We start from the raw sequence: 14,971 nt of genomic DNA, 5'->3' as shown, positions 1-14,971 counted from the left end.
AAAACTTGATCTGCATCATACAAAAAGAGCATAATTTGCCAAATTTCTTTATCAATTATTAAAAATTAGAATGACGCTTTATCAACATATGTTGGTTTTTTACGCTGTAATGTCGGGCATCTCTGCGGTGATTACCTGGTTTTTGTCTCACGAATCTAAACGAATCAAACTGTTAAGTTCCGTGCTGGTTGGGGCGACCTGGCCGATGAGTTTCCCCGTGGCGCTGATGTTTTCCCTGTTCTGAGCGGCAAATAGCTCTCCAGGCCAAAAGTGTGAGTCAGGTTTTGTTTCTGCCTCGCGGGAAGGAGTATGTTGGTTCCAGTAACAGCGGAACGGAGGTAACTAATAGTTTGAAACGGACTCATACAAAGTAACTTCAGTTGAAACGCTAAAGGCCGGTCTTGATGATCGGCCTTTTTTATTCAGCAGCCCGCGGTGATGTAATCTCCGTTAGCGCTCACCGGTATCACCGTCAGAAACAGCACGCAGGCGAAGAGAACGAGTAAAATTCCGCCGACGACCTTAAGGGCGAGCGCCATAATGCGAAGGTGCTGCGGCGAGCGGGTCAGGTAAAGCTTACCAATACTGTCGCGAGCCCAGGTCACGGCTACAGACAGCGTCATAATCGACAGCGCGGTTCCCAGCGCCATCGTCATCACCGCCATTATTCCCCACGTGATAAACCCCAGGGCGTTGGAAAACAGCAGGATCATGATTGCGCCGCTGCACGGTCGTGCGCCAATGGCCAGAATCACTCCCAGGTGCGTCATCCAGCTACCGTCACGGCCGCTATAGCCCACGCCGTGATTATGTCCACAGCCGCACTGGTCATCATGCTGATGGCTGGCCCGCTCGGCGGGTACGAGGCTTTTTATCTGCATCTGCGCTGGCCGATAGCCACGGAATGCGCGCCAGATAACAAATGCACCGAAGGCCCCGATCAGCAGCGCGCTTAGCTTCTCAACGTACCAGCGGCTCTGGCTTAGATCGCCGCCAGAAAGATTAAGCACCACCGACAGCACAAAAACAAAGGCAATGGCGGTAACGCCCTGCATCAGGCTGCCCAAAAACGGCACCAGGCGGCTGACCAGCGGCGTTTCCTGATTAGTGCTCAGGTAAGTGGTGACGATAAATTTTCCGTGTCCCGGGCCTATGGCATGCAGCACGCCATAGATAAAACTGCCGGTCAGCAGCCAGATGCCGCCGCTGTACTGGGCGTTATTAATCTGCAACAGATAGAGCACCAGATAGCGATGCAGGGTGATCTGCACGCTCAGGCACCACTGAATAAAGGCGCTCCAGTGTTGGGAGGCGGTGATGATGGCAAGCGCGGCCAGCACCAGCAGGATCATCCCACCGGAGAGACTCATTGTGCGGTTCAGGGCTTTGGCTGTCATGGCAGATTCATTCTGGTAATAAACAGGCAAAGTATAAGTAGCGATCTATCGATAAAACAAATGAATAAGGTAACAGCATTTCATCTTGTTCCCCGCAGCGCGATCTTATAGTCTCGGAACTCCTTGTTTTCTCTGCCTCAGGAAGCCTATGTCTGGCCAGCCATCTCTGCTAACCGTTAATTCACTGGCGATTTCAACGTCGGATGACTCTCCGCTGGTAAAGGGCATTTCGTTTGCCGTTGAAAAGGGCGAAATCGTTGCGCTGGTTGGCGAGTCAGGGTCGGGAAAAACCCTGAGTTCGCTCGCGGTAATGGGCCTGCTGCCTGAGGGTGTCCGGCTAACGGGCGGAGAGGTTTGTTTTAACGGCGATGTTGTGGCAACCCCTGGAAAACCCTTTGTAAAAGGCCTGCGCGGCAGGCAAATCGGGATGATTTTTCAGGAGCCGATGAGCAGCATGAATCCGGTGCTGAAGGTGGGCGAGCAAATTGCCGAAGTACTGGTTCGCCACCGAAATATGGGCTGGAAGCAGGCCCACCGTGAGGCGGTCGCGCTGCTTGAACGGGTGGGCATTGTGGACCCGGCGGCACGGGCAAAGCAGTATATCCATCAGCTGTCCGGCGGAATGCGTCAGCGGGTGATGATTGCCAGCGCTATCTGCTGCCGGCCCTCATTGTTGATAGCCGATGAACCCACCACGGCGCTCGACGTCACGATTCAGGCGCAGATCCTGACGCTGTTACAGGAGCTCCAGCGCGATATGGGAATGGGGATACTGTTTATCACTCACGACCTGAGCGTGGTCGCTCGCTATGCTGACCGGGCGTACGTCATGCATCAGGGGAATATTGTTGAGCAGGGCGATGTGCCGGACCTGCTGACGGCGCCGCAGGCAGAATACACCCGCAAACTGATCGCCGCTTCTGAAGCCGTTATTGTACCCAATGAGCGCATCAGCCCGCAGCGCCTGCCGCTGATTCAGCTTTGCAGGGTGACAAAAAGTTACCCTGTCACGTCAAAACTGCCTTTTGTGCCCCGGAAACGCGATACGGTGCTCCATCCCACCACGCTTGATATAGGCAGAGGCGAAATCGTGGGGTTAATTGGGGAGTCCGGTTCGGGAAAAACCACGCTGGGCCGGACGACTATTGGGCTTGTTGCAGCAGACAGCGGCAGCGTTATTTTCGACGGGCTGGATTTAACGCGGGCCAGGCAAAGGGAGCTACAGCAAATGCGGCGCAGGGCGCAAATTATTTTTCAGGATCCCTACGCCAGTCTCGATCCGAAAATGCCCGTGGGCGAGCAAATTGCCGAGCCGCTGCGGGTGCACAAGCTGCGAACGGCTTCGCAAATTCCCGGGCGAGTAGCAGAATTACTTGAATTAGTTGGTCTGGATGCCGCTTGCGCGACACGCATGCCCGCGGCGTTTTCCGGCGGCCAGCGTCAGCGTATCGCTATCGCCCGGGCGTTAGCGCTGGAGCCGGATTTACTGGTGGCAGATGAAGCCGTTTCCGCGCTGGATCTTTCCGTGCGCGGGCAAATTCTGGCGCTGCTTGCGGAACTGCGGGATAAACTGAGCTTGACCGTGCTGTTTATCAGCCACGACTTAGGCGCGGTTCGTCAGGTCTGCGACCGGGTGGTGGTTCTGTACCGTGGTAATGTCGTTGAGAGTGGCGAGACAGACCGGGTGCTGAAAAGTCCACAGCACGATTACACCCGGCAACTCCTGGCCGCCGCGCCAGATATCAGCCAGGCGCTGCTGCTAAGAGAGGGCGAACTCAAGCGGTAACGCAGTACCGACGTCCTGTCGCTCTGCCTCCTGCGCCACGCGGGCGGCAAGGGCGATATCAAACACGTTCAGCCCAAACGAAGAGAAATAGACGCTGTCGCCAGGGGCGGCTCGCCAGTTATCTACCACCAGGTTTGCTAGATCTGCCGCCATTTTCGCCTGTGTAAATCCCCCGGCGCGGTACATCTGAAACAGGCTTTTGGCGCTCGTAGCGCAGTAATCGCCCCAGCCATCCACCACCACCTTGTCAGCCCTGGCAATCGCCTCAAAGCTCACCTCATGGTAGCCAATCTGCATCACCATTCGCCCAGGCTGGATAAACTGCGGGCCGATGAACGGCTGGCTGGCGCTGGTGCAGGTGATCAGTGTATCCCATGACTGGGCAAGGGCATGTTCGATGCTGGTTAGCTTCTGCGTTGGCCAGGGTAACGAGCCAGCCCGGTCGAGCATGGCCTCAAGATGTGAAGGCGTGCGGTTCCAGCAGTCAACCTGTTCAAGCTCCGGGAACTGAGCCGCAAGCATTTTAAGATGCGCGCAGGCCTGCACACCGGCACCAAGCAGCAAAATGCGCCGGGGCGGTACAGGACTGGCGTACTTCAGGGCCAGCGCGGAAACGGCGGCGGTGCGGGTGGCGGTAAGCGATCCGCTTTGCAGTAATGCGACGGGCAGACCGTTATCCGCCCGGTTAAGCAGCGTCATGGCCATCGCCATCGGATAGCCGTCCTGTGCCTGCGGACGGTGAGCCGTCCACTTCACGCCCGTTGCATTAAAGTCACCGCCAACACGTGCCTGCAGGGCGTAGACTTTCCCCTGCGGCGCGGCGAGGTTCACATGCGTTTCAGCGGGCATGCTCGCCTCTCCCTTGCGCATTAGCTTCACCGTTTCCACCACGTTATCGAAGGCCAGTTGCGGGTCGGTCCCCCCCAGGGCGGCAACCTGAGATTGCGTTAAGTAGCGCAGTGCAGACATGATAATTCCCTTTAAAAAGCCAGAAGCCAGTCGCGAATGGACTGCTGATAACGAGCCAAACCACGCAGCGTCACGAATTCGTTAATGCCGTGGGCGTTGCCGCCTTCACCAAGTCCGCCGATCAAAAAGGCCGGGGCGACGGGAGCGAAGGCGTAGGCAGGGGCGCAGCCTGGCGCCCACGGCCAAATCTGCGGTCTGGCCTGCTGCTGGTGGTAGCTGGTCATCAGCTCCAGCACGCCTGCGTCATGCAGATTGAAACGGTGTCCGGGATAGCTGTCGTCCAGCTGCAGCTCAACGCCCTCCAGGGAGGGATTTTGCAGCTGCTGACGGATGCGATTAAGCAGGGCATCGGCGTCGATACCGGGCGGGGTACGCAGCGCTAACTCCGCGCTGGCCTGCCAGGGGATCACGCCTCGTCCCCCCGTCGGGCTGCTGTTGATATCCGAAATGTTCAGCACGGCGCTGCCCAGCAGCCAGGAAAGGCAGCCAGAAGTATCGCCGGCGATCGACAGTTTTTCGCTGCGTCTGAAGCGCAGCTCATCCTGCAGGTTAAACGTCTGGGCCAGCTCGTCCAGCAGCTGGCCGGCTTCTTCATCCAGCGACTGAGTTTGCAGCACGCCGTTGGCCTGAGCGGGGGCAATAGTGCCAAGAGCCTGCACCAGCCGCCAGACAGGGTTTGCGATCCACGCCGCATTGCTGGCGTGAATGGCCGCCGTTGGGCCACCCCAGCTTCCACCTTTGGCGCACAGGCGTCCTGCACTCATCCCCGTAAAGCCCAGGTAGAGACGAGGCGCACCGCCGCCATATTCACAAAGTGAAGGAAACAGTACCGCCTCGGCGGGTTTAACAGGGCACGGTATGCGGGCGAGATAACGACGCAGATGGCCGCTACCTGTTTCTTCTTCGCCTTCGAGGAGGATGTCGATATTGGTATGCAGCCGCCCCGAATGGTAGAGATCCCTGACCACCATCAGCATGCCGGCCAGCGGGCCTTTATTGTTTTCCGCTCCGCGGGCGATAAAGACGTCGCCCTTATCCGGCCAGTGCGCAATATCACCGACGAAGGGATCGACTTCCCAGCCTTCTGACGTGGCGGGCATGACGTCGTACATGTTGTACAGCACAACGGTTTCAGGCGAGCCGATATCGACACGGACATGTACCAGCGGCGGGGCGCTTTCAGCCAGCTGTTGGCGCACCGGATAAATGACCGTGGCATCCACCTCGCTAACCAGCCACTCTTCCAGCCACAGAGCCAGCGCCTGAAGCTGTGCCGGATTGCCCGCCACGCTTTCAAACGGCGTGAGCTGCCGGAGCAGAGCCAGGGTAGCGTCGAGTTGAGTCATAACCTGATCCTCGGGTTCAGCACGACATAAAGTAAATCAATCAGCAAGTTAACCACCACAAAAACCAGGGCTGCCAGCAGGACGATGGCCTGCACCAGCGGGAAGTCGCGATTCTGAATGGCCTGCACGGCAAGCCGCCCGATGCCCGGCCAGGCAAAAATGATCTCGGTGACCAGCGCGCCGCCAAGCAGCGAGGCGAAATACATGCCCTGAACGGTCACCACAGGGATCAGCGCGTTGCGTAGCCCATGGCGGATCAGGATGCGCCACTGGCTCAACCCTTTGGCCTGTGCGGTGCGGATATAATCCAAGTGTAGCACATCAATCAGGCTTGCGCGGACCAGGCGGGCAATTGCGCTCATATAATAAGCGCCGAGGCTGATAGCCGGCATGATAAGCTGGCTGGCGCTGCCGTAGCCGCTGGAGGGCAGCCAGCGCAGCTGCAGGCTGAACAGTAATATCATCAGCAGACCAAGCCAGAACACCGGTATCGCCTGACCGCTGAAGGCGAGCAGACGAGCGAGTAAATCTATGAAGCTGTTACGCCAGATGGCGCTGACCAGCCCGAGTAAGACGCCCACAATGGTACTCCAGGCCAGCGCAGTCACGGCCAGCAGCAGGGTGGCGGGAACCCGCTGGGCGATGAGTTCAGTCACCGGCTGGTCATAGCGCAGGGACTGGCCTAAGTCGCCGTGTAGCACCGCATTCAGATAATGGCCATACTGCCACAGCAGCGGTTGGTCGAAGCCCATAGCCTGCCGGAAATGGTCTATTTCTGCCTGGCTTGAGCCGGGCGGCATCATCACCGCAGCCGGGTCGCCGGTGAGATGCAGGCTGTAGAAGATGAGGAGAGAGACGCCGAACATGACCAGCACGGACTGCCCGAGACGCGAGAGAATATAGCGCAGCATGTTAGTCGAGCCTCGTGTGGGTTTTGCGCAGCAGGCTGTCGCCAAGCAGGTTACAGCCGATAACCAGCGCGGCTATCACAAGCCCTGGGTAAAGCACCAGCCACTGCGCCAGCAGCATGTAAGAACGGCCTTCACCAATCAGGTTACCCAGGGTCGGCGTCGGCGGCTGGATCCCCATTCCCAGAAAGCCGATGGAGGCTTCCAGCACAATCAGCCGCGGAATGTCGAGCGTAAGCAGGACTATCAGCGGCGTCGCCAGATTCGGGAGGATGTGGCGCAGGAGGATGCGGGGGGTTGAGAAACCCATTGCCCGAACGGCCTCAACAAACTCCAGCTCCCGTAGCTCAAGGGTTTTAGCCCGGGCCACGCGGGCATAAATTGCCCAGCTGGTGACGCCCATGATAATAATGATGTTCTCAAGCGTGGTGCCAAACAGCGCCATCACCAGCAGGATCAGCAGGATAAACGGCACGGCGAGCTGAATATCCATCAGGCGCATGATGGTGGCATCCACCCAGCCGCCAGCGTAGCCTGCGACCATCCCCAGCAGCGTACCGATGACGGCGGCAATTGCCGCCGCCAGCAGGACGACCATCAGCGAGAGCCTTGTACCGGAAAGGATGCGGGCCAGCAGATCTCGTCCCAGCTGATCGGTTCCCAGCCAGTGGGTTCCGTCTGCTGTCGTCGTGCCCGGCGGCATGAAAATATCCGCCAGGCTATTGGTCAACGGGTCGGGAAGGGGCAGCCAGGGTGAAACCAACGCGATGAGTATGACTGCCGCCAGCAGCCCCCCCCCTACAACGCCGTCGCCGGAAAATCTTTTCCGCGGACGGCGGGATAACAGTTTTGTCGGGAAGATCATTTCACTCTCAGGTCAAACAGCGGAATACGCGCGTCGGCGCGCCCTTTAAAGGTCACGCTGTCGCCGTTCGCGTAAAGCGAATCTTCACGATACAGCGGGATAAGGGGCTGCTCTTTGGCGACGTCCTGCTGGATTTGCTGCAACAGCTTCTCGCGTTTTTTGCTGTCCACGGTGCTGCGGCTGGCGTTGAGGAGTTTATCCAGTTCAGGCGAGCTGACCGTGGAATACGGTTCGCCGGAATGCAGGATAGGGTACAGCGCGGCATCTGCGTCCAGCGTCTGGGTGGAACCCCAGGCCAGCATGTACATCTCTGCCTGCTTGCCGGAAGCCACCTGCTGAGTGTAAACGGACCATTCAGGCACTTCGAGCTGGGCTTTCACACCGATCGCCGCCAGATCCTGAACGATCGCCTGTGCCACTTCGGCGCTGGCAATGTAGCGGCGTGGTGCCTGGAACTTCAGGGTGAACCCGTCCGCATAGCCGGCCTCTTTCAGCAGTGCTTTCGCTTTGGCAATGTCCTGTGCCGGGGCGGGGACGTTCAGATAACCGAAATCTTTTGCGCCAGCCATGGTCCCCGTTGGCGTACCAAAACCATGCAGCAGCTGGCTGGTGTAAGCCTGACGGTTCAGGGCCAGCGATAACGCCTGCCGCACGCGGACGTCATTCAGCGGTTTTTGATTATTTTTAAGGCCCAGATAAATCGTCAGCCCGCCGCCTTTAACCTGCTCCAGCTGGATACCCGGTTTGTTTTTCAGGGCGCTGACCAGATCGGCCGGAACGCTGTCTACCAGCTGCACTTCACCGGTCAGCAGGGCGGTGATACGGGCCGTAGCTTCCGGGATGGGGCGCCAGGTCACGGTGTCGATTGACGGTTTGCCACGCCAGTAATCTGGATTAGCCTGCATCACCACGCGTTCGTCTGGTATAAATTCTTTTAATGTATAAGCGCCACTTCCGACAGGTTTTCGTGCAAATTCCGCAGCACCGACTTTACTTACATAGGCTGGTGGAACGATATAGGTCGGGTATCGGCTCATGCGGGTAGGTAAAAGCGGGTCCGGGCCATCTGTATGAATGCGGACCTGGTTCTCACCCGTTACTTCAACAGACTTAATGGTTCTGATGTAGGAGATGGTAGGGGCATGATTAGCCGGATCGAGAATACGGTCGATGGAAAATTTAACTGCCGCGGCGTTGACCGGCTCGCCGTTGGTAAATTTAACGCCGGGCCGAAGATCGAACTGCCAGGTGGTGTCATCCAGCGCTTTCCAGGAGGTAGCGAGGCCTGGCTGTAGCTTCATTGCGCTGTCGCGCAGGATCAGCGTATCGAAAATGTTGTCGACAAGCGTGGCGGCTTCCTTCAGAAAACCGGGATCCATGGCGGTTGCCGAAGCAGGCTGTGCGATTGTCAGTTCGCTTGCATAACTAACCGGGGAGGATAAAGCTAACAGGACAGCGAGTGCGGCAAATTTAAAGCCCAGTCGATTCATTTCTAGTCAATCCTATGCGTTATTGGCAGTTAAAAACAGAGGGAAAGTTATCATAAAAAGAGTACTCATTACTGAAAAGGGAAGGATAAAATTATTCTGTGTTTTACCATTGCTCTTTATGGCAAACCCGATATCAAACTACAATGACAAAATAATATTATTGCTATAGGAAATAAACATGTTCGATTTGGAAAAAGCGCAAAGAATGAGTTTAACCCTGCAGGTGGAAGCCCGGCTTAAAAGTGCATTAATTGTAGGGGCATTAAAACCCGGCGCCCGGCTGGTGACCAAAGACATTGCCGAACAATTAGGCACCAGTATTACCCCAGTGCGAGAGGCATTATTACGGCTGGTCTCTTCCGGTGCGCTGGACGCCACGCCGGCGCAGGCCTTCCTGGTACCGGAGATCTCATTGAGCCGTTATCACGAAATCATTACGATTCGTAAGAGTCTGGAGGTGATGGCGGTGACGGAAGCGGTACGCTACATGGACGAAGAAAAGCTCACGAGGCTGCATCAGCTCTACGATGAGTTCCGCGCAGCCAAGCTATCTGCCAACGTTGAACGTGCATTGCAGGCCAACCGTGCGTTTCGGTTCCAGCTGTATGATTACGCCGGGATGCCAACGCTTTGCGTGCTGATCGAACAGCTCTGGGTGCGGATTGGTCCCTGCTTCAATTATCTCTATCCGCAGTCGGAAGCGGCCGCACAGGGCCACCATAATTATGATGATTTACTGGAAGGCTTAGCCCAAAGAGATGAAAAGCGCTGCGTCAGAGCGATATTGAAATCTATTGATGATGGGGCGACGATTTTAATGAATCAATATTTTGGTTAGCCGCCTGCTGCGCATAAATTAATAACCCGCAATAATAAAGTGGCCTTTATTCTGCTCGGCGGAAGATTCTCGCGCGGCATGAAAGGCCATATTTGTACATAAAAACAGCTGGAATAGACATACTGTGATTCATTCATAATAAACCAGGTTAATTAATGGCCGTTTATTTAAGTGTGGGTGAATTCCATTTAAGTATCACTTAAATAAAATTCACTGGCGACGCTTATCCCGGATCCAGTCCTGCACTTCGACGACAAACTCATCCGGTGCTTTGCGGTAAACCCGGCGGGCTAAATCCAGAATGGTGTGCTGGGAGAGGGCTTCTTCCATTCGCTGCTGAGCGGTGTTCATCACGGCGCGAATACCGCAGATGCCTTCACAGGCCCAGGCTGGAGGAGCTTCATCAAATACCGCCATACGCTGGCGGATCTCTTTGCAGTCGAAAATGGATTTATCGCCATCAATGGCGCCCACGATATCCAGTACGCTTATTTGTTCCGGCAGACGGGCCAGCGTAAAGCCGCCGCCTTTGCCTTCGCTGCTTGTCACAAGGCCTGCGCGGGAGAGTTTGGTAAAGATTTTGGCGAGATAGTCATAGGGGACGCCCTGAAGCTCGGCGATTTCACGCACGCTCATCTCCACGCCGTTCCCTTTACTGTCTACCATACATACCAGGCTGTGAATGCCATATTCCACCCCTGCACTGTAAAAAGCCATGCAAACCCCCACCATAATTATTCCGAGTAATGTAGGCATATTTCAGACGTCCTGCAATCAAAAGCCACGTTTAACGGGAAATAAAATTTAACGACGAAACAACTTGTCGGCGTTAACTGCGACAAGTATAGTCGCAGTCAGTGGCCCGTCGGTGGCATTTACTTCTTGAAGGAAGATCCAATGAAACAAAAGATCCTGATTCTCGGTGCTGGTTTTGCAGGTATGTGGGCAGCCCTCAGCGCCGCTCGTCTGACGTCTATGCATCAGCGCAGCGACATTGACATCGTGGTGCTTGCTCCTCAGCCTGAACTGCGCGTTCGCCCACGTTTTTATGAGCAGAAAGTAGAAACGCTGGTGTCTCCGCTGCTGCCGCTGTTTAACGTCACCGGCGTAAAGTTTGTGCAGGGCGAGGCCCAGCGAATCGATGCGGAAGCGAAATGCGTCTGGTATCGCAATGCACAAAACGAAAGCACCGTCGAACATTACGATCGTCTGGTACTGGCAACGGGCAGCCATCTACGTCGTGATTTGGTGAAAGGGGCTGCAGAACACGCTTTCGATCTCGACCAGCTGGAAACTGCGCTGCGGCTTGAACAGCACATCAATCAGCTCGGCCAGCAGCCGGACGGCCCGGCTCGCGACACCGTGGTTGTCTGCGGCGGCGGTTTCACCGGCATAGAAGTGGCGACCGAGCTACCGCACCGCCTGCGCCAGATTCTGGGGGAAGGCAGTGCGCCTCGTGTGATTGTTGTTGAGCGCGGCGACGTGATTGGTGGGCGCTGGAGTGAAGAACTGCGCGATGTTATCCGACAGGCCTGTGATGAACTGGGCGTTGAATGGCGTCTGGGCGCCGAGATTGCTGAAGTTAACGAGCAGGGCATCCTGCTGGCCGAAGGGGAGCTCATTGAGTCGAACACGGTTATCTGGACGGTGGGCGTACAGGCAAACGGATTAACCGAGCAGCTTGCCGCGCAGCGTGACGCTCAGGGACGTCTGCACGTTAATGAGTTCCTGCAGGTGCCGGGGTATGACGATATTTTTGCCACTGGCGATGTTGCCCGCGCGGCAACGGATGACAAAGGTAACGTGGCGCTGATGACATGCCAGCATGCAATTATGCTGGGCCGCTTCGTCGGACATAACGCGGCCTGTTCGCTGCTGAACCTGGAGCCGCTGACCTACCGTCAGGTGAATTACGTCACCTGTCTGGACCTGGGCAACTGGGGCGCTGTCTATAGCGAAGGCTGGGAGCAGGAGGTCAAGCTGACGCGAGGGGAGGCGAAGAAGCTGAAGCTCTCTATCACCAGTGAACTTATCTATCCTCCAAAAGCGGACCGTCAGATTGCGTTTGAAACCGCAGATCCTCTTGCCGCATTTGTCTGAGTAAGCGTAGACGGTATGATGTGCGCCTTTGCCTGGTTACAGAGGATGCACATCATGAACGACATGACCTTCTTTGCGCGTTTTGAAACCGATATCGTCGCCGGACGTAAAACCATTACGCTGCGCGATGAAGCCGAATCCCACTTTCAGGTTGGGCAACGGCTGCGTGTCGGACGCTACGAAGATGATGTTTACTTTTGTACTATTGAGGTGAACAGCGTAGCGCCCGTGCGGCTGGATGCACTGTCGGAAGAGCATGCACGCCAGGAAAATATGACGCTGTCAGAGCTTAAGCAGGTGATTGGTGATATTTACCCGGGGCTGGAAGAACTGTACGTCATTTCTTTTAAATTAATCGAATAATGTCAGTAACATGAAGATTAAGAGCAAACGCTGCCGGATTAATTCCGGCAGCGCTGTTAAGAAGAAATGCGCGTTGATGTTTCGTAATGTGCGGCCCAGTATTGATTGGCCAGTCGTGAAATAGTCACGCCTTTTTTCCTTGAGGCATGCATAAATTTGCCGTTACCAATATAAATACCAACGTGGCGCTGATGGCGGGATGTTCTGAAGAATACCAGATCGCCGAACTGTAATTTGGCTTTAGGAATGCGCTTTCCACGAGCAAGCTGCCCACCCGTTGTTCTCGGAATGCGGATATTCATTTTTTTAAATGCGCGCTGCGTCAATGCGGAACAGTCAATGCCCTTTTTGGTTGTGCCGCCAAGACGATAGCGCACGCCTTTCCAGTTACTGTAAAAACGCGAGATACCCACTTCAGAAACCCGACGACTGGATTTAGCTATCTTGCCAAAGGAGTTAGACGTCTTACGGCTGGACTTAGCCATGTTGTGATGAGACCTGGTGGCCTTATGACTGGACTTAGCCGTCTGGTGATGAGACTTAGCTGTCTTGTGGTGAGGTTTTATCGCCTTGTGGCTGGACTTAGCTGTCTTGTGATGAGGTTTTGTCGCTTTGTGGCTGGACTTAGTGGTTTTGTGATGGGGCTTTGTCGCCTTGTGCTGGGACTTAGTGGTTTTGTGATGGGAATCGCTCGTGCGCGCCGCTGAGGCGTGGGGCGCAAAAAAAGGTGAAATGATAAAAGCAACCAGCAACAATATTTTCAGTAAGAACTTCGACACAATTAATACTCTGCTTCCCTGGCACTTCATCTCATTCGTCTGTGATTTCGATGAAATCCTGTATTACATTAGCCCTTGCGCTAGTGAGATAATTCACCGCAGAGGCACAAATCCTGAGTACGCATACTAACCATAAGGAGAATGAATTTCTATCCCTGTATATTCCTAAAATGCACAAATTTACGGTAACTAATTCATATTCATTTTCATCGTAATATGAATAACAGCGCGAAATACCTTTTACTGTGACATGTTAAATATTTGATCGCGTGAATTGAGTGCGATCTTTAGATTGATTTGAGCGTTTTTTACCGCTGGAGAAGGAAGGGGCTGGCCCTTCCTCGTTTAGAGATTACTGGCTGGCGTTTTTTAACATCTGATAAAGCTCATCTTTAAGCCGCAATTTCTCTTTCTTCAACTGCATGACCTTCTCGCAATAGCCATTACCCTGTGGGCCCTCCCTTCGCAGGATCTCATCATCGAGCTTATTGTGCTTATCGAACAGGCTGAGAAAACGTGGGTTTGCGGATTTTAACTCGGTGATAAGTTCGCGATATTCAGGAAACATATCAAACCTCCCTTAGACGTGTGTCGGTGAATGGGGTGTTACCGGGCATGAGTCTTAACTGCCAGAGTCAGTGTAGTGGCGAGACGGCCACTAAGGAAGCATGGAATCGTATGGGTTTGTCAATTTGCGATCGGCGTAGCGCACAACCCCTGTCAGCACGGCAAGGTGGGAGAAAATTAATGCCGTAAAATGCGAAAGACAGCCCTTTGGTGACGTGATAAAACAGCTCTATGATATATCTTACAGAACAAGAGAGCGCACGATGACCGTACAACACAACAAAGAAAAATTACCCAGCCGCCTAAAAAATGAGCTGAGATTTCGTGAGCTGATCGTTAAAGAAAAGCAACGCGTTGCTGGCTGTTTCGACCGCATTGTCTTTACCAGCGAACAGTTAAGCGGCTTTAACTCACAGGGCTTTGATGACCACATTAAACTCTTCTTCCCGGCTGAAAGCGGCGAGGTTCAGCTTCCACAAATCACCAACGAAGGAATTGTCTGGGGTGACGGGCCGCGTCCACAGGCACGAGATTACACTCCGCTGGCCTTTAATGCGGATAGTAATGAACTGACCATAGACTTCTATATTCACGATGCAGGGGTGGCCAGCGCATGGGCTGAAGGCGCGATGCCCGGAGATACCCTGATGATCGGTGGGCCGCGTGGCTCGCTGGTGTACCCAACTGATTATGCTTTTCAGCTGTATGTCTGCGACGAGACTGGTCTACCCGCAGTGCGTCGTCGTTTGTTGACGCTCCCGGAAAACGTAACCGTGCAGGTTTTGGTGAACAGTCATCATAGTGAGGTTCATCAGTACCTCAGCGATTTCACGCACGTGGCCCTTGAATATCTGGACGAGACAGCGCTTGCGGAGCGGTTAAAGGCGCTGAGTATCCCGGCCGAGGATTATTTTGTGTGGATCACTGGCGAAGGTGAGGCGGTGAAGCGCATGAGTGATGAGCTAAAGACATCCAGGAACCTTGATAGTGACTACGTTCGTGCCGTAGCTTACTGGCACCGTAAATAGAGGGCGCAACATGCGAATGCAAAATGACGGCCACGGTATCCCTGAAGGCAAGGCGCGTCATCGGCGTGAAAAACTGTTTGATGCTCAGGATATTCGCCTGCTGATTCTGAACTGTCTGGCTACCCGCCAGGCCCATGGCTATGAGCTGATCAAAACTATCGAGGCGCAGGCTTCGGGCGAGTATGTGCCCAGCCCGGGTATTATCTATCCGAACCTGACGTTACTTGAGGAAATGGGGGCTATCTCAGCCGCGGTGGAGCCTGGCGGCAAGAAAGTCTGGGCCTTGACCCCGGAAGGTACGGCCTCCCTTGAACAGCAGAGAGAAGAGGTGACTGCGATACTCAGACGTCTCGAAACGCTGGGCGTGCTGGGCGATAACCGTCGCATACCGGAAATGCAGTGCGCTATTCATAATTTTAAAATGGCGCTTAATACAAGGCTTGGGAAAGGAGATTTACCCCGGGAGACGCTCTATCGGATTATCGATACCCTCGATCAGGCGGCGAAAGATATCGAGCGCAGCTGAGCGTTTTTT

General features: G+C 54.9%; 16 protein-coding genes. 7 read left to right on the top strand and 9 right to left on the bottom strand.

Translation table 11 applies throughout. The features are described from left to right. Nucleotides 1-70: 70 nt before the first annotated feature. Nucleotides 71-244: a GhoT/OrtT family toxin gene (locus tag HYQ67_RS04585; RefSeq protein WP_202301840.1), complete on the top strand. Its 174-nt coding sequence runs from the start codon at nt 71-73 to the stop codon at nt 242-244. Between the two features lie 178 nt (nt 245-422). Here HYQ67_RS04585 and HYQ67_RS04580 read toward each other — a convergent pair whose 3' ends face one another. Beyond that, nucleotides 423-1,397, bottom strand: a complete 975-nt coding sequence (locus tag HYQ67_RS04580) for a nickel/cobalt transporter (RefSeq protein ID WP_202301838.1) — start codon at nt 1,395-1,397, stop codon at nt 423-425. Nucleotides 1,398-1,545: 148 nt separating this feature from the next. On the opposite strand from HYQ67_RS04580, the gene HYQ67_RS04575 reads away from it, so the two are divergent. Next, nucleotides 1,546-3,183, top strand: coding sequence for a dipeptide ABC transporter ATP-binding protein (locus HYQ67_RS04575; RefSeq protein WP_202301836.1), 1,638 nt, complete (start codon nt 1,546-1,548; stop codon nt 3,181-3,183). Here the strand turns inward: HYQ67_RS04575 and HYQ67_RS04570 are convergent. From HYQ67_RS04570 to HYQ67_RS04550, 5 genes are read right to left on the bottom strand one after another with little or no spacing between them, the layout of a single operon-like run. After that, on the bottom strand, nt 3,157-4,152 hold the full coding sequence (locus HYQ67_RS04570; RefSeq protein WP_202301834.1) for an ornithine cyclodeaminase: 996 nt from the start codon (nt 4,150-4,152) through the stop codon (nt 3,157-3,159). The genes HYQ67_RS04575 and HYQ67_RS04570 overlap by 27 nt on opposite strands. Before the next feature lie 11 nt (nt 4,153-4,163). Further along, nucleotides 4,164-5,498 carry a M20 family metallopeptidase gene (locus HYQ67_RS04565; protein ID WP_202301832.1) on the bottom strand — a complete coding sequence of 445 codons (1,335 nt, stop codon included), beginning with the start codon at nt 5,496-5,498 and terminating at the stop codon, nt 4,164-4,166. After that, complete coding sequence (locus HYQ67_RS04560; protein WP_202301830.1) at nt 5,495-6,409, bottom strand: ABC transporter permease; 915 nt, start codon at nt 6,407-6,409, stop codon at nt 5,495-5,497. Before HYQ67_RS04560 ends, HYQ67_RS04565 begins: the two co-directional genes overlap by 4 nt. Nucleotide 6,410: 1 nt before the next feature. Next, a complete protein-coding gene (locus tag HYQ67_RS04555) occupies nt 6,411-7,271 on the bottom strand; it encodes an ABC transporter permease (RefSeq protein WP_202301829.1) in 861 nt (286 codons plus the stop codon). After that, nucleotides 7,268-8,761 carry an ABC transporter substrate-binding protein gene (locus tag HYQ67_RS04550; RefSeq protein ID WP_202301828.1) on the bottom strand — a complete coding sequence of 498 codons (1,494 nt, stop codon included), beginning with the start codon at nt 8,759-8,761 and terminating at the stop codon, nt 7,268-7,270. Before HYQ67_RS04550 ends, HYQ67_RS04555 begins: the two co-directional genes overlap by 4 nt. 178 nt (nt 8,762-8,939) lie before the next feature. On the opposite strand from HYQ67_RS04550, the gene HYQ67_RS04545 reads away from it, so the two are divergent. Then, entirely contained in the window at nt 8,940-9,599 is a 660-nt protein-coding gene (locus HYQ67_RS04545; RefSeq protein ID WP_202301827.1) for a GntR family transcriptional regulator, read from the top strand. Nucleotides 9,600-9,809: 210 nt separating this feature from the next. Here HYQ67_RS04545 and HYQ67_RS04540 read toward each other — a convergent pair whose 3' ends face one another. Next, nucleotides 9,810-10,316, bottom strand: coding sequence for an RrF2 family transcriptional regulator (locus tag HYQ67_RS04540; RefSeq protein WP_202301826.1), 507 nt, complete (start codon nt 10,314-10,316; stop codon nt 9,810-9,812). Between the two features lie 180 nt (nt 10,317-10,496). On the opposite strand from HYQ67_RS04540, the gene HYQ67_RS04535 reads away from it, so the two are divergent. Further along, nucleotides 10,497-11,699, top strand: a complete 1,203-nt coding sequence (locus HYQ67_RS04535; RefSeq protein WP_202301825.1) for an NAD(P)/FAD-dependent oxidoreductase — start codon at nt 10,497-10,499, stop codon at nt 11,697-11,699. Nucleotides 11,700-11,753: 54 nt separating this feature from the next. Further along, entirely contained in the window at nt 11,754-12,062 is a 309-nt protein-coding gene (gene yqfB, locus HYQ67_RS04530; protein ID WP_408626184.1) for a N(4)-acetylcytidine aminohydrolase, read from the top strand. A gap of 56 nt (nt 12,063-12,118) precedes the next feature. Here yqfB and HYQ67_RS24290 read toward each other — a convergent pair whose 3' ends face one another. Both HYQ67_RS24290 and HYQ67_RS04520 read right to left on the bottom strand, forming a co-directional pair. Continuing rightward, complete coding sequence (locus tag HYQ67_RS24290; RefSeq protein ID WP_202301824.1) at nt 12,119-12,841, bottom strand: NlpC/P60 family protein; 723 nt, start codon at nt 12,839-12,841, stop codon at nt 12,119-12,121. Between the two features lie 352 nt (nt 12,842-13,193). Beyond that, nucleotides 13,194-13,409, bottom strand: coding sequence for an HP1242/YdcH family protein (locus HYQ67_RS04520; protein ID WP_202301823.1), 216 nt, complete (start codon nt 13,407-13,409; stop codon nt 13,194-13,196). 262 nt (nt 13,410-13,671) lie between these two features. On the opposite strand from HYQ67_RS04520, the gene HYQ67_RS04515 reads away from it, so the two are divergent. Next, nucleotides 13,672-14,436, top strand: coding sequence for a siderophore-interacting protein (locus HYQ67_RS04515; RefSeq protein WP_202301822.1), 765 nt, complete (start codon nt 13,672-13,674; stop codon nt 14,434-14,436). A 10-nt stretch (nt 14,437-14,446) separates the two neighbouring features. Beyond that, nucleotides 14,447-14,962 carry a PadR family transcriptional regulator gene (locus HYQ67_RS04510; protein ID WP_202301821.1) on the top strand — a complete coding sequence of 172 codons (516 nt, stop codon included), beginning with the start codon at nt 14,447-14,449 and terminating at the stop codon, nt 14,960-14,962. The last annotated feature ends 9 nt before the right edge of the window (nt 14,963-14,971 follow it).

Origin of the sequence: Dryocola clanedunensis subsp. sulfonylureivorans (assembly GCF_016756775.1) — a bacterium.
In the GTDB taxonomy this organism is placed as follows: Bacteria; Pseudomonadota; Gammaproteobacteria; order Enterobacterales; family Enterobacteriaceae; genus Dryocola; species Dryocola clanedunensis.
The sequence above is the reverse complement of the archived record's forward strand: the minus strand, read 5'-3'. Positions and strand labels throughout refer to the sequence as shown.

Coding starts and splice junctions, on each gene's coding strand:
- HYQ67_RS04575 (WP_202301836.1), top strand. CDS start 1,546: ATGTCTGGCCAGCCATCTCTGCTAACCGTTAATTCACTGGCGATTTCA.
- HYQ67_RS04565 (WP_202301832.1), bottom strand. CDS start 5,498: ATGACTCAACTCGACGCTACCCTGGCTCTGCTCCGGCAGCTCACGCCG.
- HYQ67_RS04580 (WP_202301838.1), bottom strand. CDS start 1,397: ATGACAGCCAAAGCCCTGAACCGCACAATGAGTCTCTCCGGTGGGATG.
- HYQ67_RS04515 (WP_202301822.1), top strand. CDS start 13,672: ATGACCGTACAACACAACAAAGAAAAATTACCCAGCCGCCTAAAAAAT.
- HYQ67_RS04520 (WP_202301823.1), bottom strand. CDS start 13,409: ATGTTTCCTGAATATCGCGAACTTATCACCGAGTTAAAATCCGCAAAC.
- HYQ67_RS04545 (WP_202301827.1), top strand. CDS start 8,940: ATGTTCGATTTGGAAAAAGCGCAAAGAATGAGTTTAACCCTGCAGGTG.
- yqfB (WP_408626184.1), top strand. CDS start 11,754: ATGAACGACATGACCTTCTTTGCGCGTTTTGAAACCGATATCGTCGCC.
- HYQ67_RS04550 (WP_202301828.1), bottom strand. CDS start 8,761: ATGAATCGACTGGGCTTTAAATTTGCCGCACTCGCTGTCCTGTTAGCT.
- HYQ67_RS04540 (WP_202301826.1), bottom strand. CDS start 10,316: ATGGCTTTTTACAGTGCAGGGGTGGAATATGGCATTCACAGCCTGGTA.
- HYQ67_RS04585 (WP_202301840.1), top strand. CDS start 71: ATGACGCTTTATCAACATATGTTGGTTTTTTACGCTGTAATGTCGGGC.
- HYQ67_RS04570 (WP_202301834.1), bottom strand. CDS start 4,152: ATGTCTGCACTGCGCTACTTAACGCAATCTCAGGTTGCCGCCCTGGGG.
- HYQ67_RS04510 (WP_202301821.1), top strand. CDS start 14,447: ATGCGAATGCAAAATGACGGCCACGGTATCCCTGAAGGCAAGGCGCGT.
- HYQ67_RS04555 (WP_202301829.1), bottom strand. CDS start 7,271: ATGATCTTCCCGACAAAACTGTTATCCCGCCGTCCGCGGAAAAGATTT.
- HYQ67_RS04560 (WP_202301830.1), bottom strand. CDS start 6,409: ATGCTGCGCTATATTCTCTCGCGTCTCGGGCAGTCCGTGCTGGTCATG.
- HYQ67_RS04535 (WP_202301825.1), top strand. CDS start 10,497: ATGAAACAAAAGATCCTGATTCTCGGTGCTGGTTTTGCAGGTATGTGG.